Source organism: Aeromonas sp. FDAARGOS 1415 (assembly GCF_019048365.1).
Lineage (GTDB): Bacteria > Pseudomonadota > Gammaproteobacteria > Enterobacterales > Aeromonadaceae > Aeromonas > Aeromonas taiwanensis.
Genome location: NZ_CP077363.1, coordinates 3052068 through 3074047 on the forward strand (window position 1 = coordinate 3052068; position 21980 = coordinate 3074047).

19 protein-coding genes and 1 riboswitch are annotated in these 21980 nt (G+C 64.6%); of the genes, 10 read left to right on the forward strand and 9 right to left on the reverse strand.

All coding sequences use genetic code 11. From position 1 onward, the window contains the following. Positions 1–12 precede the first annotated feature (12 nt). A complete protein-coding gene (locus I6L45_RS14495; protein ID WP_210548429.1) occupies positions 13–615 on the reverse strand; it encodes a DUF924 family protein in 603 nt (200 codons plus the stop codon). A 191-nt stretch (positions 616–806) separates the two neighbouring features. On the opposite strand from I6L45_RS14495, the gene I6L45_RS14500 reads away from it, so the two are divergent. The 5 genes from I6L45_RS14500 to I6L45_RS14520 all read left to right on the forward strand — a co-directional run bounded on the left by I6L45_RS14500 (position 807) and on the right by I6L45_RS14520 (position 7667). Beyond that, complete coding sequence (locus I6L45_RS14500) at positions 807–1721, forward strand: DUF808 domain-containing protein (protein ID WP_216982432.1); 915 nt, start codon at positions 807–809, stop codon at positions 1719–1721. Between the two features lie 162 nt (positions 1722–1883). Next, positions 1884–3662 (forward strand): M3 family oligoendopeptidase, encoded by a 1779-nt coding sequence (locus I6L45_RS14505; RefSeq protein WP_216982433.1) that lies wholly within the window; start codon positions 1884–1886, stop codon positions 3660–3662. Between the two features lie 118 nt (positions 3663–3780). Beyond that, positions 3781–5589: a M3 family oligoendopeptidase gene (locus tag I6L45_RS14510; RefSeq protein WP_216982434.1), complete on the forward strand. Its 1809-nt coding sequence runs from the start codon at positions 3781–3783 to the stop codon at positions 5587–5589. A 171-nt stretch (positions 5590–5760) separates the two neighbouring features. Then, positions 5761–6300, forward strand: coding sequence for an alpha/beta hydrolase YcfP (ycfP, locus tag I6L45_RS14515; protein WP_010674358.1), 540 nt, complete (start codon positions 5761–5763; stop codon positions 6298–6300). A gap of 74 nt (positions 6301–6374) precedes the next feature. After that, positions 6375–7667: an NAD(P)/FAD-dependent oxidoreductase gene (locus tag I6L45_RS14520; RefSeq protein ID WP_043761317.1), complete on the forward strand. Its 1293-nt coding sequence runs from the start codon at positions 6375–6377 to the stop codon at positions 7665–7667. Between the two features lie 91 nt (positions 7668–7758). Here I6L45_RS14520 and I6L45_RS14525 read toward each other — a convergent pair whose 3' ends face one another. After that, a complete protein-coding gene (locus I6L45_RS14525; protein ID WP_216982435.1) occupies positions 7759–8949 on the reverse strand; it encodes an OmpP1/FadL family transporter in 1191 nt (396 codons plus the stop codon). 254 nt (positions 8950–9203) lie between these two features. On the opposite strand from I6L45_RS14525, the gene I6L45_RS14530 reads away from it, so the two are divergent. Both I6L45_RS14530 and I6L45_RS14535 read left to right on the forward strand, forming a co-directional pair. Further along, on the forward strand, positions 9204–9521 hold the full coding sequence (locus tag I6L45_RS14530; protein ID WP_043761315.1) for a heavy metal-binding domain-containing protein: 318 nt from the start codon (positions 9204–9206) through the stop codon (positions 9519–9521). Between the two features lie 232 nt (positions 9522–9753). After that, positions 9754–10767: a S66 peptidase family protein gene (locus I6L45_RS14535; protein ID WP_216982436.1), complete on the forward strand. Its 1014-nt coding sequence runs from the start codon at positions 9754–9756 to the stop codon at positions 10765–10767. Between the two features lie 75 nt (positions 10768–10842). Here I6L45_RS14535 and I6L45_RS14540 read toward each other — a convergent pair whose 3' ends face one another. Continuing rightward, entirely contained in the window at positions 10843–13104 is a 2262-nt protein-coding gene (locus tag I6L45_RS14540; RefSeq protein ID WP_216982437.1) for an LTA synthase family protein, read from the reverse strand. Between the two features lie 250 nt (positions 13105–13354). Here I6L45_RS14540 and I6L45_RS14545 point away from each other — a divergent pair, with 250 nt between their 5' ends. Continuing rightward, positions 13355–14437: a hypothetical protein gene (locus I6L45_RS14545; protein ID WP_216982438.1), complete on the forward strand. Its 1083-nt coding sequence runs from the start codon at positions 13355–13357 to the stop codon at positions 14435–14437. A gap of 71 nt (positions 14438–14508) precedes the next feature. Here the strand turns inward: I6L45_RS14545 and lysC are convergent, their stop codons facing one another. After that, positions 14509–15861 carry a lysine-sensitive aspartokinase 3 gene (gene lysC, locus I6L45_RS14550; protein ID WP_216982439.1) on the reverse strand — a complete coding sequence of 451 codons (1353 nt, stop codon included), beginning with the start codon at positions 15859–15861 and terminating at the stop codon, positions 14509–14511. Between the two features lie 86 nt (positions 15862–15947). Next, positions 15948–16170, reverse strand: a riboswitch (Lysine riboswitch). 111 nt (positions 16171–16281) lie between these two features. After that, the gene (gene argA / locus I6L45_RS14555; RefSeq protein WP_043761436.1) at positions 16282–17610 is read right to left on the reverse strand and encodes an amino-acid N-acetyltransferase; all 1329 of its coding nucleotides are present in this window, start codon (positions 17608–17610) and stop codon (positions 16282–16284) included. Between the two features lie 252 nt (positions 17611–17862). On the opposite strand from argA, the gene msrA reads away from it, so the two are divergent. Next, positions 17863–18495 (forward strand): peptide-methionine (S)-S-oxide reductase MsrA, encoded by a 633-nt coding sequence (msrA, locus tag I6L45_RS14560; protein ID WP_216982440.1) that lies wholly within the window; start codon positions 17863–17865, stop codon positions 18493–18495. Positions 18496–18798: 303 nt separating this feature from the next. Here msrA and I6L45_RS14565 read toward each other — a convergent pair whose 3' ends face one another. From I6L45_RS14565 to I6L45_RS14575, 3 genes are read right to left on the reverse strand one after another with little or no spacing between them, the layout of a single operon-like run. After that, on the reverse strand, positions 18799–19134 hold the full coding sequence (locus I6L45_RS14565; RefSeq protein ID WP_043761304.1) for a DUF3802 family protein: 336 nt from the start codon (positions 19132–19134) through the stop codon (positions 18799–18801). A gap of 12 nt (positions 19135–19146) precedes the next feature. Beyond that, on the reverse strand, positions 19147–19686 hold the full coding sequence (locus I6L45_RS14570) for a GNAT family N-acetyltransferase (protein ID WP_216982441.1): 540 nt from the start codon (positions 19684–19686) through the stop codon (positions 19147–19149). Between the two features lie 3 nt (positions 19687–19689). Further along, entirely contained in the window at positions 19690–20061 is a 372-nt protein-coding gene (locus tag I6L45_RS14575; protein ID WP_216982442.1) for an MmcQ/YjbR family DNA-binding protein, read from the reverse strand. A gap of 107 nt (positions 20062–20168) precedes the next feature. On the opposite strand from I6L45_RS14575, the gene I6L45_RS14580 reads away from it, so the two are divergent. Then, positions 20169–20966, forward strand: coding sequence for an alpha/beta fold hydrolase (locus I6L45_RS14580; protein WP_042075237.1), 798 nt, complete (start codon positions 20169–20171; stop codon positions 20964–20966). A gap of 24 nt (positions 20967–20990) precedes the next feature. Here I6L45_RS14580 and I6L45_RS14585 read toward each other — a convergent pair whose 3' ends face one another. Further along, a complete protein-coding gene (locus I6L45_RS14585) occupies positions 20991–21968 on the reverse strand; it encodes a LysR family transcriptional regulator (protein ID WP_216982443.1) in 978 nt (325 codons plus the stop codon). Positions 21969–21980 lie beyond the last annotated feature (12 nt).

The following is a 21980-nucleotide window of genomic DNA, read 5'->3' on the forward strand; positions in this document are numbered from 1 at the left end:
TTTTTTTATGGGTCAGAAACCTGAACCCGGTTGCAGCAGGAAGGCGGCTTCTTCTTCTGTGCTCGCGCGGCCCAGGATGGCGTTGCGGTGGGGGAAGCGACCGAAGCGCTCGATGATCACCTGATGGCGGCGGGCGAAATCGGCGAAGCCCGCGAAGGTGGACTGGGCAGGGCCTGCCGCCTCCTCGTCGGCCAGCGCCTCGAACAGGGCCACGCTTCTGGCCTGCTGCTCCCGGGACTCTGCATGCTCCAGGGGCAGGTAGAAGAAGACCCGGGCCAGCGGCGATAGCCCCTTGTCCACCCCGAGCGACAACCCCTTGAGGCAGAGCTCCCGTGCCCTGGCATCCTGGGCAAAGGCGGCCGGGGTGCCGCGGTGGAGGTTGCGCGGCAGCTGGTCGAGCAGCAGGATGAGTGCCAGGCGACCGGCGGGGTTGTCCGCCCAGTGGGCGAGCTCGCCCGCCGCTGCCGCCTTGGCCAGCTCGCCGAAGCGGCTCGTCAGCAGGGCGTCGGTGTCGCTGCTCTTGCCCCACCAGAGGGGGGCTTGGCGCGTGGCACGGGTGACGTCGTCGGCGTCGTCACCAAACCAGAGGTCGAGCAGAGGTTGCCAGGGTTGCATGGAGACTCCTTGGGCCTGGGGCCTTGAGGTGAAACAGGGTCCGGGGACCCTGTCATGGGGGCTGCCGAAATGGCGGCTTCTCGTTACACTGTGCCATCTTTTCCCGAAATAGGGAGCCCCCTCTGGCTGGCACCGCCCCCCGGTGTCTGGTGGCCGGTGGGGGCCTACCGCAGCAAGAAGGAATTTCTGATATGGCCGGAACCAGTCTGTTGGCCCTGCTCGACGATATTGCCACCGTACTCGATGACGTGGCGCTGATGACCAAGGTGGCGGCGAAGAAGACCGCCGGGGTGCTGGGGGACGATCTCGCCCTCAACGCGGAGCAGGTGAGCGGAGTGCGCGCGGAGCGGGAGCTGCCCGTGGTGTGGGCGGTGGCCAAGGGGTCGCTGCGCAACAAGCTCATCCTGGTGCCGGCCGCCATTGCCATCAGCGCTCTGGTGCCCTGGCTCATCACCCCGCTCCTGATGTTGGGGGGTGCCTACCTCTGTTTCGAGGGGGCCGAGAAGCTGGCCCACAAGTTTCTGCCTCACGAGGAGGAGAGCACCGCCACGGTGGAGGCGATCCCCGACGATCTGGCGGCCTATGAGCGCCAAAAGGTGAAGGGAGCCATTCGTACCGACTTCATCCTGTCGGCGGAGATCATCGTCATTGCCCTCGGCACGGTACAGGGCTCCAGCCTGGGCCTGCAGATCGCCGTGGTGGCGGGCATCGCCCTGCTGATGACCGTCGGGGTCTACGGCCTGGTGGGGCTTATCGTCAAGCTTGACGACATCGGCCTGCACCTGCTGCAAAAGCCCGATGGCGGCGCACTGCGCCGGGCAGTGGGGCAGGGGTTGCTGGTGACGGCGCCCAAGCTGATGCACCTGCTGGCGCTGGTCGGCACCATCGCCATGTTCATGGTGGGGGGCGGCATCCTGGTGCACGGCTGGCCCTTTGCTCACCACCTCATCGAGGGGGCCGGTGCGGCCGTGGCCACCCTGCCCGCCATGGGCGCCGTCCTTGCCGTGGTGACGCCCACCCTGCTCAACGCCCTGGTCGGGGTGGTGGCGGGTCTGGTGCTGGTGCTGGTCATGACACTAGTGGGCAAACTCCAGCCCGCCAAGTAGGCGCCCCCCGCCGACAGGGGCCGTCGCGCCCGTCCTCCTTGTGACACCGGTTGCCTCGAATGGGGGCTAGGCAAGTGCCTGGCCCCCTTCGTACTATCCGGGCTGACACCCGCCCAAAGAGGCAGGGTCAGCCCATATGGATGCAAACAGACAAGGACAACCATGAACCCACCCGTTTGGCGAGATGATCACATCTATGCCGCCCCCGACGATCCGGCCATCGACGCTGCCTTCCAGCAAGCCGCCCACGCCCTGAACGAGCTCGACGCCTTGCTGGCCACCCTGCCTGACACCCAGGATCCCAACGCCCTGCGCCACCTGTTGCGGGCCATTCGCCGCCAGGCCAACGGGGTGAAGAGGCTGGCCTGGAACTGCCAGGTCTACGGTTACAACCGCCTGAGCCGGGATGGTCGCGACGAGCCGGCCCGGGCGCTGCTCTCTCGCGGCCAGCAGTTGCAGGCGACCCTGGCCCAGCGCAGCAAGCCGGTGGCCCTGTTCTGGGTGCGTGCCCCCGAGTCTCTGGTGCGCACCCTGCTGCAGGACCCCGAGCTGTTCGAGCTCGCCTACCTCATCCACCACGACAGGGGGCAGCAGGAGCAGTGGCTCTCTCTGGAGAGTGAGCAGCTCATCGAGGGACTGGCGGTGGACGGCCTGCAGGGGTGGGGTGATCTCTATGACAACCTGGTGGGGCGCCTGCTGCCGGTGGTGGAAGGCGTGCCCATGGGGCTGGCCCAGGCGGACAACCTGCTCGCCCACCCGGACCGGGCGCGGCGTGCCAGCGCCTGGCACGCCATTCAGGCCGCCTGGGAGGGGGAGCAGGAGACGGTGGCCGCCATCCTCAACGCCATCAACGGTTGGCGTAACGAGCTCTTCCGTCAGCGCGGCAGGGGACGCAGGCTGGATGCCCTCGATGTCTCCTGCCATCAGGGCCACCTCACGCGTACCACCCTGGAAACCCTGATAGCGGCGGCCGGGGAGCACAAGGAGCTGGGGCGCCGCGCCCTGCGGGCCATGGCCTGCGCCCGGCAGATCAGCGACTTCGCCCCCTGGGATCTCTATGCCCCGGCGCCGCTGGCCACGTGCAGCACGCTCGGTTTCGATCAGGCGCTGACTCTGGTGGTGGAGGCCTTCGCGGCCTTCGATCCCGAGATGGGTGCCTTCGCCCGCATGATGGCCGACAAGGGGTGGATCGATGCCGCCCCGAGCGAGCACAGGCGAAGTGGCGCCTACAGCACCGAGTATGCCGACCCGCCGGAGCCACGGATCTTTCTCACCTTCGAGGGGACCCTGGACAACGTCATCACGCTCGCCCACGAACTCGGCCACGCCTGGCACAGCTGGTTGTTGCGAGACCTGCCCCTGGAGCAGCGGGACTACCCCAGGACGCTGGCGGAGACCGCCTCCCTCTTCGCCGAGACCCTGGTGCGCGACGCCCTGCTGGCGGCCAACGACAAGGTGGAGCAACGTCGGGCCATCGCCTGGCTGGACGGGGAGCACGCCGCGAGCATGCTGCTCGACATCCCCGCCCGCTTCACCTTCGAACGGGCCCTGGTGGCGGCCCGGGAGCAGGGTTACGTGGGGGCGGGCCAGCTGCGGGAGATGATGAAGTCGGCGCAGCAGCAGTGGTATGGTGACGCCCTCAGCCAGCATGACGAGCTGTTCTGGGCCAGCAAGGGCCACTTCTCCATCGCCGAGCTCGGGTTCTACAACTACCCCTATCTGTTTGGCTACCTCTTCAGCCTGGGGCTCTATGCCCAGCAGGCGCGGGCCGGGCGCGAATTTGTGCCCGCCTATCGCGCGCTGCTCACCGACACCGGTCGCATGAGCGCCGAGGATCTGGTGGAGAAACACCTGGGAGTCGATATCCGCGAACCCGGGTTCTGGCAGGAGAGCCTGAATTATGTGGAAGAGGCGGTGGAACGTCTCGAGCGGCTGGTGTAGCACCGGCCTTTCTCTGTGTTGACGGGGCGTGGCGGTCAGGCCGCCCGACCCTGTTTCGTGGCCCCGGGGCCACCCTGTTTCACGGCGGGCCGGGCCCGTCTTTGACAATGAGCGTGCGATGCAACAACGAGTCTATCCACAGCAGTGGCAAAATGAGCATATCTACCCCTCCCTCGACAGCAGCGTCCTGGAGGCGGACATGAGCCTGGCCCGCGCCAGCCTGACGGAGTTGAGCGGTTTCATGGCGGGGCTGGCCGGGGTGCAGGGGAGCCCGCAGGCCCTGCAGGATTTCCTGCGAGAGGTGCGCCTGCGCGCCCGGCGCATCCGCGAGATCGGCTGGAACATCGCCGTGCTGGCGGCCTGCCGTGGCAGCCAGGATGCCCGTGACGTGCTGGCCAAGCAGCTGGCCTCCCGGGCCCGGGCCCTCAACGCCGATCTCTTCAAGGCTCTGGCGCCGGTGGAGGACCTGATGCTGGGGCTGCCCGAGGCCGCGTTCGAGCAGCTGATGGCCGATCCCCTGCTCGGGGAGGAGGCGTATCGCCTGCGCCACGAGCGCCGATTGCAGGATCAGCGCCTGCCGGTGGCGGCGGAGCAGCTGGTGATCGGCCTTGGCACCGATGGCCTGCACGCCTGGGGCAACCTCTACAACGATCTGGTGGGCAAGATCCGCCTGGTGATCGATGGCCGTGACATGGGACTGGCGGAGGCGAGCAACCTGCTCTCCAGCCCGCTGCGGGCCCTGCGCCGGGAGGCGTTCGATGCCATCAGCGCCGGCTGGGAGGGGGAGCAGGAGACGGTGGCTGCCATCCTGAACGCCCTCAACGGCTGGCGCCTGGAGCTATCGCGCCAGCGCGGCAAGATCCGGACCCTGGATGCCCTGGATCTCTCCTGCCATCAGAGCCACATCGAGCGTGCCACCCTGGATACTCTGATGCAGGAGACCTGGCAGGCCCGGGGGCTCGGCCAGCGAGCACTGGCCCTGATGGCCGGCAAGCTCGGTATCGACGATCTCGGGCCCGAGGATCTGTTCGCGCCGCCCCCGGTGGCCGACAGCCGGGCCATCCCGTTCGAGGAGGCCATCGCCATCATCGCCGAGGCGTTCGCCCGCTTCGATCCCGAGATGGGCGAGTTTGCCCGCATGATGGCCGAAAGAGGATGGATCGATGCGGCGCCCACCCCGAACCGGCGCACCGGAGCCTACTGCACCAAGTTTGCCGAGCCGGTGGAGCCGCGGGTCTTCATCACCTACGCGGGCACCATGGACAACGTCATCACGCTCGCCCACGAGCTCGGCCACGCCTGGCACAACTGGCTCATCCGGGATCTGCCCATGAGCCAGCGCAGCTACCCCATGACGCTCGCGGAGACCGCCTCCATCTTCGCCGAGACCCTGGTGCGCAGCGCCCTGTTCGAGCAGGCGCAGAGCTCCGAGGAGCGCATGGCCATCGCCTGGGCCGACGCGGACGGCGCCGCCACCTTCCTGGTCAATATCCCGGCCCGCTTCGACTTCGAGCAGGCCCTGGTGGCCGCGCGCGCGCAGGGTTATGTGTCGCCATCCCGCCTCAAGGCGCTCACCGACGAGGCCTGGGGGCGCTGGTACGAGGGGAGCCTCTGCCGCTACCACCCCATGTTCTGGGCGGCCAAGGCGCACTTCTCCATCGCGGGCTTCGGTTTTTACAACTACCCCTATCTGTTCGGCTACCTGTTCAGCCTCGGGGTCTACCAGCAGCTGATGAGCCGCCAGGAGGCGGGGGAGGCGAACGTAGCCGGGGCTTACCGCGCCCTGCTGCGGGACACCGGCCGCATGAGCGCCGAGGATCTGGTCGAGAAACACCTGGGTCAGGACATTCGCGAGCCCGCCTTCTGGCAGGGGAGTCTGGCCCTGGTGGGCGCGGCGGTGGCGCGCTTCGAGCGCAGCCTGGGGTAAGCACGGCGGTCCGTGGCAGGCGTCCCCTGTCACGCACTACCCGTGATGCATGCCGGGGATCTGCCTGCATCGGGCGTGATCCAAAGCAAGAAAGTCATATGTTTTGGTGGCGCAAGGTCCTGTCGCTGGGGTAGTTTCGATGGAACCGACACAGTTTTTGAGGTCTTGTCCATGATCATCTATCTGCATGGCTTTGATGCCACCAGCCCCGGCAATCATGAGAAAGTGCTGCAGTTGCAGTTTATCGATGATGATGTGCGCTTCGTGCACTACAGCACGGTTCACCCCCGCCACGACATGAGCCACCTGCTCAAGGAGGTGAAGAAGCAGCTGGACATGAGCACGGACCCCAAGCCCCTCATCTGCGGCGTGGGGCTCGGCGGCTACTGGAGCGAGCGAATAGGCTTCCTGTGCGGCATCAAGCAGGTGATCTTCAACCCCAACCTGCACCCGGAAGAGAACATGCAGGGCAAGATAGACAGGCCGGAAGAGTACGAAGACATCGGTACCAAGTGTGTAACCGAATTTCGTAATAAAAATTCAGGAAACTGCCTGTGCATCCTTTCCGTTCAGGATGAAATCCGCGATAATCGGGACACTGAACGTGAATTGAAGAACTATTACGACATCGTATGGGATGAGCGCGAGACCCATAAGTTCAAGAACATCTCGCACCATCTGCAACGGATGAAGGCCTTCAAGGAAGCCTGAGCCATCACGTCGACCGATTTCGTTTTAGGGAGCCAATGGCTCCCTTTCGTTTTGAGGAACCAAGGAAAATCATCATGATGAATATTGTCGTTGTAGGCGGTGGCGCCGGCGGTCTCGAACTTGCGACCAGCCTGGGCCGCAAGCTGGGCAAGAAGAACAAGGCCAGGATCACCCTGGTGGATCGCAACCGCACCCACCTGTGGAAACCCCTGCTGCACGAAGTGGCCACCGGCTCCATGGATGCGGGCATCGACGCCCTGAGCTACCAGTCCCACGCCAAGAACCACGGCTTCGAATTCCAGCTCGGCAGCCTGACCGACATCAAGCGCGACGAGAAGCGCATCGTGCTGGCCCCCATCCACGACGACAGTGGCGCCCTGGTGGTCAACGAGCGGGAAGTCCCTTACGACATCCTGGTGATGGCCATCGGCTCCGTCTCCAACGACTTCAATACCAAGGGCATCAAGGATCACTGCATCTTCCTGGACAGCCCCTCCCAGGCGCACCGCTTCTACAACAGCATGATGAACCGCTTCCTGCAGTTCGCCACCGAATACCAGCCCGGTGACAAGGTGAAGATCGCCATCGTGGGTGGCGGCGCCACCGGCGTCGAGCTCTCCGCCGAGCTCTACAACGCGGTGGAGCAGCTCTACGCCTATGGCTTCAAGAACCTCACCACCGACAGCCTCAAGGTGACCCTGGTGGAAGCGGGCCCCCGCATCCTGCCGGCCCTGCCGGAGCGCATCAGCGGCTCCGCCCACCAGGAACTGGTCAAGCTGGGCGTGGACGTGCGTACCGCCACCATGATCACCGAAGCGACCGCCGAGGGTCTGCACACCAAGGATGGGGAGCTCATCGAAGCAGATCTCATGGTGTGGGCCGCGGGCATCAAGGCGCCGGACTTCATGAAGGAGATCGCGGGCCTCGAGACCAACCGCATCAACCAGCTGGTGGTGCACGAGACCCTGCAGACCACCCGTGACGAGAACATCTTCGTCATCGGTGACTGCGCCGCCTGCCCGCAGCCGGACGGCAAGTTCGTGCCGCCGCGCGCCCAGTCCGCCCACCAGATGGCGACCCAGGCGTTCAAGAACATCCTGGCCAAGATGAACGGCGGCGAGATGAAGCCCTACCGCTATCACGATCACGGCTCCCTGGTCTCCTTGAGCCGCTTCTCCACCGTGGGCAGCCTGATGGGCAACCTGATGCGTGGCTCCATGATGGTGGAAGGCTACATCGCCCGCATCGTCTACATCAGCCTGTACCGGATGCACCAGGTGGCCCTGCACGGCTACATCAAGACCGGCCTCATCATGCTGGTGGGCCGCATCAACCGGGTGCTGCGCCCGAGCATGAAGCTGCACTGAGCCGCGAGCGGCCTGGGACAAGAAGAAAAAAGAGGGAGGCGTTATGCCTCCCTCTTGCTATTGGCGCCCTGCCGGAACGGGCTAGGCGGGTTCAGAATGTCTTGCTGTAGTTGACCGCGAAGAAGTAGAACCGCCCGTCGTCATAGCGGCCGGAGAGATCGTTGCCCTGCACATAGGAATCCTCCTGGGTGAGGTACTCCATAGAGGCCCCTATGCTCTCCTGGGCACTGAGGGCATACCTGGCCCCGACCCCGAGGCGGATGGCGGCGCCGCTCGGGATGGTGAGGGTGGTGTCACCCTGATCCTCATAGACGCTGGTGTCATAGGCGACGCCGCCATTGAGCGTCCACTGGGGCGTCAGTACGTGCTGCAGCCCCAGGGCGACGTGATAGGTATCCTGGAAGAGCGCCTTGTCCGCGGTGTCGCGGCCAAAGAGGGTGACGTGATTCTTGTTGTACTCGCTCCAGTCCTGCCAGCCCAGATTCCCCATGATGGCCCAGTCGGGGGCGAACTCGTGGTAGCCGCTCAGCATCACCTGCTGCGGGGTGTTGACCATGCCGGAGAGGGGCAGCTCGGTCGAGACGTCGGGCAGGTTGGGTCGCTGCAGGGTAACTCGGGTCTGGACGTCGAAGTGATACTTGACCCGACTGCTGTAGGCGAGGCCGAAGCGGGTGCGCTGGTCGAGTTCATAGAGGATCCCGAACTTGCCATTGAGCGCCCAGTCGGTGTCATCCAGCTTCTGCTCACCGGAACCCGTCTCGCGCTTGAGGGCGAACAGGCCGTAGTTGATGCCCATGGCCGCCCCCAGGGACCAGTGATCATCGATGCGGTAGGCGACGCCAGGCTGCATCGTCAGGGCCATCAGGGTGGCCTCCTTCACCAGCTGTTGCCCCTCCCAGCCTCCGAAGTCGAGCCCCATGCCGTAGTTGCCATAGGTGGCCAGGCCCAGCGTCCAGCGGTCGTCGAGCTGCTGGCTGTAGTAGAGGGAGGCGGAGGGGAACCAGCCCACCACGGTGTCGACATCATCGTAGGCAGGGTCATCGAGATCGTAGGGAACGTCCCCGTAGAGGAGCTGCCCCCCCATGGTAAGATGACGCCCCTGCAGGTGGCTCAGGCCCGCCGGGTTCATGAACTGCACGGTGGCATCCTGCGCCCTCGCGGCCATGCCCGCAGAGGCAAGGCCGACATCGTCCGTTCCCGTCTCGTACAGATAGAGGCCGCCAGCCTGGCTGGCGGTCGTCACGACCATGCCCAGTGGCAACAGCCACAGGGGTCGTCTCATCCTGAATTTTTTTGCATCGTTCTTGTTCATCTGTGTCGTACTCCCTGTGTGACCATGGCGTGGTGACATGGATAGAAAAAATGCGTGACATGGGATTATAGGTACTCTTTTGAGCGCTGAATCAAGCACTTGTTTCCAAATTTGCCCATTATGGGGGAGGCCGGGTGGGGGGGAGGACTTATCCCGGTGCGCCACCCCTGCTAGCATGCAGTTCAATGCGCCCCGTGCGTGCCGATGAAACCACAGGAGATCCCATGATTCTTTCCACCACCCCCGCCCTCGAGGGCAAGCCCATTCGCGAGTATCGCGGCATCGTCGTGGGCGAGGCCATCCTCGGCGCCAACGTGTTCAAGGACCTGTTCGCCGGCATTCGCGACATCATCGGCGGGCGCTCCGGCGCCTATGAGAAGGAGCTGGCCCGGGCCCGGGAAATTGCCTTCGAGGAGCTCAAGGATCGTGCACGGGCCCTGGGGGCCAACGCCGTGGTCGGCATCGACCTCGACTACGAGGTGGTGGGGCAGAACGGCAGCATGCTGATGGTGAGCATCAGCGGCACCGCCGTGGTGGTATGACGGCGCCGCCGGCCAACCCGCAAAGCCGATCGGATGATCGGCTTTTTTGATGGTGGCGAACCTCCGGGGGCTCCCTGTCTCGCGCTGGGAGCAAGGGGGCCTCGTCCAGCCCCGAGAGCGCCTGACATGGGGCGCTGTCCCTTGTTGGGAAGAAAGTATCTGGATTAGGATGAAACCCTATGCCGGGTCATGAGGATGCCGGCGACCAGATCATCAGGACCGATTGTCAGCCATGGACCTTCTCAAACCCGCCGGGCTCAAACCCGGTGACACCCTGGGCTTTTTCTCCCCTTCCAGTGCGGCCACTGCCTGGGCTCCCCATCGCTTTGCCCGTGCCAGGGCGTTTCTGGAAGGGCAGGGCTTCAGACTCAAGGCGGGGAGCCTCACCGGGCAGCGCGATCACTGGCGTTCCGGCGCCATCGCCGCGCGGGCCGAGGAACTCAACGCCCTCATCCGGGATCCCGAGGTGCGCGCCATCATGTCGGTGATCGGCGGCAGCAACTCGAACTCGCTGCTTCCTTATCTCGACTTCGAGGCGCTGCGACGGGATCCCAAGATCATCGTCGGTTACTCGGACGTGACGGCACTGCTGCTTGGCATCCACGCCCGGACCGGGTTGGTTACCTTTTATGGTCCAGCCCTGGTGGCCTCCTTTGGCGAGCTATCGCCGCTGGTGGACGAAACCCTGGCCGGGTTTCACCAGATCTGTCTGGCGGGGGTCGCGTCCTTGCCCCACACCTTGCCGACCCCGGCGCACTGGACTGACGAGCGGCTCGACTGGGAAAACCAGACCCGGGCCAAGCAGTGCCGGCCCAACCGGCTGATCTCTGTGGGAAGGGGTCGGGTACGGGGCCGGCTCATCGGCGGCAACCTCAACACTCTGGCGGGGATCTGGGGCTCTCCTTACATGCCGGCGATAGGGAGGGGTGACATTCTGCTGCTGGAAGACAGCCTCAAGTCGGCGGAGACGGTGGAGCGATCTTTTTCCCACCTCAAGCTGTGCGGCGTATTCGAACGTATCGGGGGCCTTATTCTCGGCAAGCACGAACTGTTCGATAGCCAGGGCAGTGGCAGACGGCCGCTGGATATCCTGCTGGAGGTGGTGGGGACGCCGACCTTCCCCATATTGGCGGAGTTTGACTGCGCCCATACCCACCCCATGCTGACCCTGCCACTTGGCATCGAGGCCGAGCTGGATCTCGATGCCCAGTGCCTCACCCTGTGCGAGTCCTGGCTTGGTGACTGAGCCGCCAAGCCGCGCTCAATATGCAAAGAGGTCGCCTTGGCGACCTCTTTTTGTCTCTGTTCCAGTGAAAACGGATCAGGGCAGGGCGTCGGCCCGGAAGCTGGCGCGGATCTGGGGCACCAGGGGGGAGGGGTCGAAGCCCTTCTCCTCCCCGAGCACGGGGTGGAGCAGGGGTTGATCCTGGATGGGGGCGAGGTCGCCCGCCAGCAGTTGCCTCGTGGCCTGTCCCATCTGGTAGAGCTGGCGCACCGGGGCGAACTGGCGGGCCAGGTCCAGCCCCCCATCGGCGCGGGTGAAGGCCATCATGGGGATCTGGTAGGCGGCGTCGCGGGGCGGCTTGGCGCCGTGAATGCCCTTGCCCGCCGACATCAGGAAGGGCTGGTGATCGCCGAAGGCCACCACCAGATAGCGCTTGCCGGAGCTGTCCAGGGTCTTGAGCAGGCGCTCGAGGGAGGCCATGGCATCCACCACCCCGGTGTAGTAGGTGTTGAGCAGTTGCCGGTCGGCCGGGCTCTGATCCGGGCAGGCTCTGTCGATCTGCTGGGCCCGGTAGCGATCCCCGTCGAAGGGGCCGTGCCCCTGCATGGTAACGGCGTAGGCAAAGAGGGGGCCGTTGTCCTGGGCCGTGCGTTTTAGCAGGTGATCGATGAGGGCATCGTCGGAGATGTAGAGCCCCTTGTGTTCGAGGGTGGTGAAGCGGGTGTCGAACCAGCGCTCCTCATAGCCGAGCGCCGGAATCGCCTTGGCGCGCCCCCAGAACTTCTCCACATAGGGGTGGGCGAACAGGGTCTGGTAGCCGCTCTGCTTCGCGCTCTGGGCCAGGCCCGGCACCTTGTCGGAGAGGTAGTAGTAGGGCACCACCCCCTGCTTGAGCAGGCCCACGGGCAGGCCGGTGTTCATCTCGAACTCCGCCAGCACCGTCATGCCCCCCGTGGTGGGGGAGTGGATGGTCTTGTGCCACTGGGCGACCCCGGCGGGCAGGGCCAGGGTGGGGGCGGGGGCGCAGATCTTGCCCTGCCAGTCGAGCCAGAGGGATTCGTATTGCAGCACGATCACCAGATCGAAGCGGGGCGGCTCGCTCTGGGCCGGCTGGCTCAGCTCGGGAGTGCGCTCGTTGATCTGCAGGGGGTAGCGAAAGACGTTGCCGCTTTGCAGCATCTCGTCCACCAGATTGAAGAGATAGAGTCCGGGGCCGGCACGGATGATGTCTCTGTGGTAGTTCACCGCCCTGTCCACGTAACGGATGTTGGCGCCCAGCAGCTTGTTGCTGGTCTGGGTCGCGAACACGCACAGGGCGAAGAAGGCCGCGGTGGCGGCGGCCGTGCGAAGAAGCCAGCGCGACAGGGCGAAACGCCAGCACAAGAACAGGAGCCCCAGCACGGCGAGCACCGGCAACACGGGGTGCTGATCGAGCAGGATGTGGAGCAGGGCCATCAGGTTGCCGAGATCGTCTCCACCGAGCGGCACCCCGTAGATGGCGATCTTCATGAAGTTGGCGAGCAGGCCTATGCCCGACAGGGCCGTGAACACCAGCCCCATGTAGAGGTTGAAGCCCGCCAGGGCGCAGAGGCTCCAGCCCAGCACCATGCTGCCCCAGGCGAGGTAGTAGTGCTCGGGACGAAAGCCCGACCAGAACAGGAATTCCCCCAGCTTGAACACCACGAAGCCGTGCAGCAGCACGAAGGTGAGGTTGCCGAGCAGCAGGCTGCCAAAGATCCGGGAGCGGTAGCTGCGGCGCAGTCGTGGCATCAGCACCCTGAGCACGGCGGCGCTGATCAGCAACACCAGCAGCAGGCTGGTCATCAGATAGGTCAGGTTGAACCCGCGCTCCGGCAGAGTCTGCAGGATCTGGCTGTACTCGGCGCTATCTGGCCGGTCGGTGAGCAGCAGGCCGATGCGCAGCTGGTAGCGGCTGTCCAGGGCATCGTCGGGGGCGCGCAGGGCGCTGTTGAGCTCCAGGGTGCAGCGGTTCTGGCGACACTTCTGGCGTTTCGCCACCGCCTGGCTCAGCTGATCGATGCGCACGCCCCTGTCGTTGAGCAGCTCGACCCGGACCTTGTCCCCCTCCTGCAGGGGCTTGAGCAGCTGCCACTGGCTGCGCACCACCAGATAGAGACCCCGGCTGTCGCTCTTGTAGAGCAGGCTGTAGCGGTTGAGGGTGGCCAGCGGCTGATCCGCCGGACCCAGGATCAGGGGTTGCGCGCGCCCGAGCCAGCTGACGGGGCTGAGCACGGGGAGGGCGAGGGTCAGCAGCAGCAGGGTGCTCAGCACACCAAGCAGCCACCCGGCCAGGGGCCGGGAAGGGGAGGGGCTGCGACCGGAGACGAGGGCATTCATAAGGGCTCATCCTTGGAGCTGTCATGGCAGCAATGGCTGCCTCTATTTTGACCCGATGGTGCTGGGCTTGTTCCGCGATGTCAATTTAATGACAACGGGATGAATATTCCGTGAAGGTGAGACCTTGCAAATTGTGATCCCGATCCGGCAGGGGCACTCATTCTGTGATGAAAGCGTCATCATGATGCTTTGTCGCTGGTTTGCCGCCGTTGTGCTGTTTAGTCTCTCAACAACGGTTGGAGGTACATGTATGAATCCCAAGGTTGAGGCGCGTCAGGCCAGGTTGCTCCAGATGCTGGAGAGCAAGGAAGAGATCCGGATCGGGCGTGAGCGGGACTGTCCCCTGCCCCTGGCCCAGCTCATCAGGCTGACCGGGGATCACCCGGATGTGATCAAGTGCTATGGTCACGGACTGACCGCCGAGGTGTTTCACCTCAAGGTGGAGGGCCATCACTGGTGTCTGAAGCGGCGTAGAAAGGACTCCCTGGTGGCCAATGTGGACGGCAAGACCGCCTTTCTCACCGAGCTGGAGCGCCGCCGCGAGATAGAGAGCCTGCGGGAGCTGCATCCTACCATCCTCTCCAACGTGGTCTGCACCAGCTTCGGCTCCGCCCGGGCCGGGGTGCTGGTCTCTCCCTGGCTGAGGGGGGAGCCGGTGCGCCAGCTCTGCAAGCGCAATCTGGCGCAGATGCTGGCGGTGGAGGCAGAGCTGGCCCGCTGGGGCTGGTTTGACTGGGATCCGAGCCCGGGCAATCTGCTCGACGACGGCCAGCAGGTCTCGGTGTTCGACTTTGGCTACATGTGGCCCTTCGATCCCCTGCACGAGTTCAACTCCAACGGCCTGGCCGACCCCGAGTTTCATGTGCCCGAACGGCTGGAGACCCGCACCCTGTCCGGGCTCTGGCTGGACGAGGCCGATCCCCTGCCGCTGTTTCGCCACTGGCGCGAGCTCTGCCTCGCCTGGGCCAGGGGGGAGCTGCAGTATCTGAACCGGGAGGGGGCGAGTGCCCCCGTGCTGGCCCGCATCCAGGGGCTGGTGGGGGAGTGGAGTGCGGCGCTCGCGAGCGACGAGGCGCTTGCCGCAAACTGGTGGCGGGACATGTACCGCAGCCACCGGCTCGACATCCTGGACGATCTGGGCGGCAAGAGCTGCGGCCCGCTGACCCTGCGCCGCCTCGACTGGCTGGAGCAGGCGGTGCAAGATTACTTCCCGGCGCTTGCCGAGAACCTGGGGCCCGACGAGGCGGGGCTGGATCAGGCCGGCTTGCTACTGCGGCTGGGGGACCTGCGCGAGCAGATCCGGGCCAACCTGCTGCCGTCCTCGCGATCATAGGGCTGGCAATATGAAAGAGGGGCGCATCGGCGCCCCTCTTTTCATTTATCCCGTCACCCCGCAGGGCTGAGTCAGTCGAGCAGCTCCCGGTGGAGGCAGTTGACGATGTGGCCCGCTTCGCTCTCCTTCACCAGGAAGCAGAGGTTGTGGGCGCTGGCGCCGTAGCAGATCATCCGGATGTTGTGTTCGCGGATGGCGTCGAACACCTGGCTGCCGACCCCGGTCGCCTCGCTCATGCGGTTGCCGATGAGCGCCACCAGGGCGAAGCCGGTCTCCACCTCCACCTTGCACAGCTGGCCGAGCTCCGCCAGCACCTTGTCGTTGAGGATGGGCTCGCCGTTGCTCTGGCTGCCGGTGTGATCCAGGGTCAGGGACACGCTCACCTCGGAGGTGGTGATGAGGTCCACCGAGATGCGGTGACGGGCCAGGATGCTGAACACCTCGGCCAGGAAGCCGTAAGCGTGGAACATGTTGAGGCTGTGCAGGGTCACCAGCACCTGCTGGCGGCGCAGGGCCACGGCCCGGAACAGCGGGGTGCTGCTGGTGGTGGCGCGGATCCAGGTGCCGCCAGCGGCGGGATCCTTGGCGGAGCCGACGAACACCGGGATGTCCTGGCGCAGGGCCGGTTGCAGGGTGGCCGGGTGCAGTACCTTGGCGCCGAAGGTGGCCATCTCGGCCGCCTCCACGAAGCTGATTTCGGGGATGGGGCGGGCCCGGGTGACGAGGCGGGGATCCGTGGTGTAGATGCCGGGGACGTCGGTCCAGATCTCGATGCTGCCTGCGTCCAGCGCCTCGGCGAGCAGGGCTGCGCTGTAGTCGGAGCCGCCACGGCCCAGGGTGGTGGTGCGGCCATCGCCGTCGGCACCGATGAAGCCCTGGGTGATGACCAGGCTCTCCCCCAGAACCGGGCCCAGTGCCTGCTGGCAGAGGGCGCGGGTGGCGGCCAGATCCACGGTCGCCTTGCCAAAGCGGCTGTCGGTGCGCAGCAGCTGGCGCGCATCCTGCCACCGGGCCTTGACGCCGCGCTGGTGCAGGAGCTCGGTGAAGAGGCGGGTGGACATCAGCTCGCCGCAGGCGATGAGCCTGTCCGCCAGTTCGGCGTCGGTGTGCTGGCAGGCCTGACGGGCCATGGTGCGAATGTCGCCGAGCTGGGCGTGAATGAGGGCGCTCACCTCGGCCGGATTGCCAAGGGCGGCCAGGATGGCGTGCTGGATCCCGGCCAGCTTGTCGAGCTGGGCATCCTGCTCGGCTTCGTCCAGTTCACCCTGGGCCAGGCTCACCAGCAGGTTGGTGACGCCGGCGCTAGCGCTCAGCACCACCACCCGGGTCGCCGGATTGGCCAGCACCACGTCGGCGCAGTGGTTCATGGCCGCGGCATCGGCGACGCTGGTTCCGCCAAACTTGGCGACGTTGATCGGGTTCATTGCATACTCCTGTCTCAAGGTGAAAATCCGGTTTCATCGGGCAAAAGAGAGGAGGAGGCAAAAAATGGCAGGAATGGCGAAGGATCCCGGCCAGAAGCACTCCACCCGTGGTGCCCATCCCGCAAGGATCCTGGCTGGATGCCTGTGGGATGACCACTACCGATGACAACCCGGGGGATTCAGCCCCCGCAGCCGACGTGGCGGTGTCCAGTCACCCGCCCCATCTCGGCGCTGCTCCCCCTGACCCAAGTTCACCGGACGCTGGTGTCCTCCCTTGGGCTGCCTGGGCAGCGCTCCTCTTCTGGTGCCACCTTCTGGGAAGGTGGCGTGCATGTAGAAATACCCTGCACTGGATTGCACTGTCAATCGAGTTTGTAAAAAAGAACAAAATTGACGGCAACTAGACACAAGATCAACAAGTTACGAAATGGTCTTGGACAAAACCTTGGAGCGACGCTGCCAGTTGTAGAGCCGTTGGCGCGCCACCGGCAGATCCTCCACCTCCAGGGGATCGAAGCCCCGTTCCCGGAACCAGTGGATGGAGCGGGTGGTGAGCACGAACAGCCGGCGGATGCCGAGCCGCTTGGCCCGCTCGGCCACCTTGGCGATCAGGGTGTCACCCCGGTTGGAGTTGCGATACTCCGGGTGGATGGCGACGCAGGCCATCTCGGCCATGGCCTCCTCCATGAAGCAGTAGAGCGCCGCGCAGCCGATGATGAGGCCGTCGCGCTCTATGATGGTGAACTTGTCGATCTCCATCTCCAGCTGTTCCCGGGAGCGGCGCACCAGGATCCCTTCCTCCTCCAGGGGGCGGATGAGATCCAGGATGCCCCCGATGTCCTCTATGGTGGCGGCCCGTGCCCGCTCGGCGCTTTCCCGCACGATCTGGGTGCCAAGCCCCTCCCGGCTGAAGAGCTCCTGCAGCATGGCGCCGTCATCCTGATAGCTCACCAGGTGGGAGCGGGGCACACCGCCCCGGCAGGAGGCGATGGCCGCGCGCAGGTAGCGGGCGGTGCCGGACATCTCCTCGCCCGCCTGCTCCAGCTCCACCAGCAGCTCCTCGGCCTGCTCGGGGAAGAGCTCGGAGATGGCCTCGCCGTGCCTGTCCATGACCCCCTGGGTGCTGCTGAAGCAGATGAGCTTGTCGGCTTTGAGATCCACCGCGACCCGGCGGGCCACCTCTTCCGAGCTCAGGTTGAAGCTCTCGCCGGTGACCGAGCAGCCGATGGGGGAGATGAGCACCAGGCCGTGCTGATCCAGCTGGCGGGTGATCCCTTCCACGTCGATGCGCCGCACCCGGCCGCTGTGGCAAAAATCGATGCCTTCATCCACCCCGAGGGGCTGGGCGGTGACGAAGTTGCCGCTCACCACGCTGATGCGCGCCCCCTGCATGGGGGTGTTGGCCAGCCCCATGGAGAGCTGGGCGGTAATGTCGTATTGCAGACCGCCGCACACCTGCTTGATGATGGCGAAGCTCTCGTCGTCGGTGACCCGGACCCGTCTGTGGTACTGGGCCTGGATGCCGGCGCGGGCCAGGGCCTCGTCATTTTGCGGGCGGGAGCCAAACACCAGCACCAAGCGAATGCCGAGGGTCTGCAGCAGGGCGATGTCGCTGACGATGTTGGCAAAATTGGGGTGGCAGATGGCTTCCCCGCCGATCATCAGCACGAAGGTGGCACCCCGATGCACATTGACATAGGGGGTGGATTGCCGAAAGGCATGGACCAGGCTGGGTTCGCGTTCACGCACGTATGTCATTCCATAAAAAAGCAGCAATTCGCTCAATATATGAAAATAAATTCACAAATCAAGACTAAATATTGCCGCCGTGTTTTTTTGATGCGATTTTGACCAGGGCGCCGGAGAGCGGGATGAGAGGCTCGGGACTGTGCTCCCGCCGGCAAGCTGGCGCCCTCGGTTGATCCGGGCTAAGAACCTGTTATCTTCGGTGTTCCTTTTCGTCAGCCGCATTGCGCGGGGTTTTATACAAGGACAGGGCATATGGAGCAGATTATTTCACCGGCAGACGCGCTGCCGGGACGTCGCGAGGCGATGGAAATTGGCCAGCAGCACGCGGTCAACGGTCATCCTACCCAGGGGCCCTGGCCCGAGGGAATGGAGCTGGCCTGGTTTGGCATGGGCTGTTTCTGGGGCGTGGAGCGCCTGTTCTGGCAGCAACCGGGCGTCTACTCCACCGCCGCCGGTTATCAGGGGGGGCTGACCCCCAACCCCACCTACAAGGAGGTGTGCAGCGGGCTGACCGGTCACGCCGAGACGGTGCAGGTGGTGTTCGATCCCAGGGTCATCAGCTATGGGGATCTCGTCAAGCTGTTCTGGGAGCACCATGATCCGGCCCAGGGCATGCGCCAGGGCGGCGACATCGGCACCCAGTACCGCTCCGTCATCTTCTTCGGGGACGACGCCCAGGAGGCGATCGCCCAGCAGAGCCTGGCCGCCTACCAGCAGGCCATGACCTCGAGCGGTGACGGGCGCACCATCACTACCCGGGTCCTGCCACTGGCACCCTTCTACTACGCCGAGGATTATCACCAGCAATATCTGGAGAAGAACCCGGAAGGGTATTGCGGCCTGGGGGGCATCGGCGTCTGCCTGCCTCCCAGCCTCAATCGCTAAGGCGTGGTCGTATTGAGGCGTGATAGTGCAGCACGGGGTCCAACCGGACCCCGTGACATATTTTTGAAAGAAGTGTGAAAGAAAAAGGAAAAAAAGGTCCCTTTGCGGGGAACTAAACTGAACCCTGGCTGACCAACAGGTAGCTACCAAGGATGGAAGCCAAGACCAGACACTTTTTGCTCAGATATTCATTACACCCACAAGCGCGATGAATTGACAATGCAAGCAGGGCTGCCCGATGAGGCGGCCCTTTTCATATCGGGTCATCTGGGGGGCCCGCCTCGGGGCGATAGCGGGAAGGGATTAGCCTATGGTGCTGTCGAACAGGTTCTTGATGAGATCGATGAACTCCATCAGGAAGGTGTGCTGCTCCTGGGTGGGGGCGCGCAGCCAGACGGCGGAAAGCACCTCCTCCAGATCGGCCACCACGGCGTCGGCTTCCTGCATGATCATGAAGCGTACCTTGGGATCGAGCTGGGGATTCTGCTCGCAGATGGTCATCAGGTTCTCGGCCACCCGGCCGCTCACCAGATCCTCGATGGTCTGGGTGCCGCTGCCCTGCTGCTGGCTCTCGAACAGACCCAGACTCTCTACCAGATACTCGACCAGCGCTATGTAGCCGTCGCTCTCTACCACCATGATGGCTGCCTTCTATCCATTGCCTTGAGGAAATGGTGCGTATTTTAGTGGCTGCCCCCCGCTTGGCAAGCGGCAGTAGAGGCGATGGCGGATAAAACGGACGCCGCCTCGCTCCACGGTTTCCAATCCGGCCAGCTCGAAGCCGTGGCGCAGGAAGAGGGCGAGGCTGAAGGCGCTCGCCTCCGTGGTCAGAAGAGACAACCCAAGCCGGACGGCGCCCTGGAGTACCGTTTCCAGCAGTTGGGTGCCGAGCCCCTGGCGCTGGTGATCCGCGCTCACGTAGAGCAGGCTGAGATGGCCGTCATCGCTCAGGGTAGCAAAGCCGAGGGGGAGGGGGCCTGTCTGGGTGAGCTCTTCGATGACCCAGCCGTGATGCTCGCGCAGCTGGCTCACCAGCCCCGGATGATGGGCTCCCAGGGCCCATTGCTCTACCTGCTCCGGGCTGTAGTGTTCGGGGCCCAGGCGGCGCACCGACTGCTCGAACAGATCCAGCAGCCTTGGTATGTGCGCCTCCTTGAGGGGGACGATGCGAGGAGAAGAAGGAGACGGCATGGGTCAACCCTCCCTGATGGTCGAGCGGGGGGCCTGGGGCCGCTTCGCCCTGGGCAGACCCGCCACCACCCGCTCATAGGAGTGGACTATCCAGCCCTGCCAGAGATCGTCAGACAGGCCTTCACTCAGGGTCACGGTGTTCCAGTGCTGCTTGTTCATGTGCCAGCCCGGTTTGACCTCGGGGTGGATCTCCCGCAGCAGCAGGGCGAACTCGGGTTCGCACTTCAAGTTGATGGAGAGCGGCTCGGCCTGCCAGTCCACCAGGGCGAACATCTTGCCGGCGATGCGATAGACCAGGATCTCCGGGCCGAAGGGGGTGTCCTCGGTGGCGCCGGGCTGGCTGAGCAAAAATTCACGCAATTGCACGAGTGTCATGGAGGACTCCGCTCTGGTCCGATCATGGAGGAAGCATGTTCACCGGGGTGAGCCATCTGTTAATATGCGCGGCGAGTATACCCCCCATCACCCCGGGAGCCCATGAGATGTTGTACCACAAGACCTTTGAACTGGGTCCCGATCGGGATTGGGTGGTGTTCGTGCACGGAGCGGGCGGCAGCTCCTCCATCTGGTTCAAGCAGCTGCGCGCCTACCGGGAGCACTTCAACGTGCTGTTGCTGGACTTGCGCGGCCACGGCCAGTCGAACCAGCTGCAGCAGGTGGTGAAGGGCCATTACAGCTTCCGGGCGGTGACCGAGGACATCCTGCGTCTGCTGGATCACCTGCGCATCCCCCATGCCCACTTCGTCGGCATTTCGCTCGGCACCATCCTCATCCGCCACCTGGCGGAGCTCTGCCCGGAGCGGGTCAAGAGCATGGTGCTGGGCGGCGCCATCCTGCGCCTCGACATCCGCTCCCGGGTGCTGGTGCAGCTCGGTCGCCTCGGCCAGCACATCCTGCCCTACATGTGGCTCTACCGCCTGTTCGCCTTCATCATCATGCCGCGCCAGCACCATCAGGAGTCCCGCAACCTCTTCGTGCGCGAAGCCCGCAAGCTGTGCCAGAAAGAGTTCAAGCGCTGGTTCCGCCTCGCCACCGAGGTGAATCCTCTTATGCGTTATTTTCGCGAGCGGGCCCTGCCCATTCCCACCCTCTACGTGATGGGGGAGGAGGATCACATGTTCCTCGCCCCGGTGCGCGAGCAGGTGGCCCGGGACCCCTTCAGCCGGCTCGAGATCATCGAGAAGTGCGGCCACGTCTGCAACGTGGAGCAGCCGGAGCTCTTCAACCGCCAGTCCCTGGCGTTTCTCTCCCGCCAGGCGGGGACACAGCCTGCCACCTGACTCCAGGCGTTGCCGCGAGCCTGCTCACACGAAGTAGTGGGCGATGTCGAGGTAGCGCTGGCGGATGTGCTCGATAAGCAACCTTATCTTGCGCGGCGGTTGGCGGGTGAAGGGGTAGACGGCGTAGATCCCGAGCTTCTTGCCCACCCGGTCCGGAAACAAATCCACCAGATCTCCGTTCATCAGGTCGTGATAGACCAGGCAGCGCGGCACATAGACGATGCCGCGCCCCCCCAGCGCCGCCTTGCGCAGGGCCCCCGCGTTGTCGGTGCAAAAGCTCCCCGACACCGACACCAGGTAGTTGCCCTCTTCCCCCTTGAAGGCCCACTCCGAGGCCCCCGTACTCTGGTAGGCGTAGCGCAGGCAGTTGTGGGTGAGCAAGTCTGACGGCTCGCGCGGCGCCCCGAAGCGGCGCACGTAGGCAGGGGCGGCGCAGATCACCCACTGGGAGTCGAGAATGTGGCGGGCAATCAGGCTCGAATCATCCAGATAGCCGGTGCGAATGACCAGATCGAACCCCTCTTCCACCAGATTGACGAAGCGGTTGTCGAGCGACATCTCCACCGTGAGCCCGGGGTGCTGCTGGCAAAAATCGGCCACGGCGTCGGCGAGCAGCAGCTCCCCCGAGATGGTGGGCACCGACATCCGCACATGGCCGCTCACCTTTTCACCGAATCCCGCCACCGCATCGAAGGCGTCCAGTGCGGCGGCCTTCACATTTTTGGCACCCTGATAGAGCTCCTTGCCCGCCTCGCTCAGGGTGAGCCGGCGGGTGGTGCGATAGAGCAGCTGCACCCCGAGCTCCTCTTCCAGACGCCCAATCCGCTTGCTAACCACTGAATTTGTCAGGGAATTTTGCTCGGCTACCTTGCTGAAGGAGCCGGCCTCCACCACCTGGGCGAAGAGAATGAGGTCGTCGGTACTGGCCATATTTGTCGATTTTAGGAATGAATGTTGTTCATTATTTCCATATATCGCGAAAAAGGAACAGGGTAAGGTCACGTTCGCTTAACA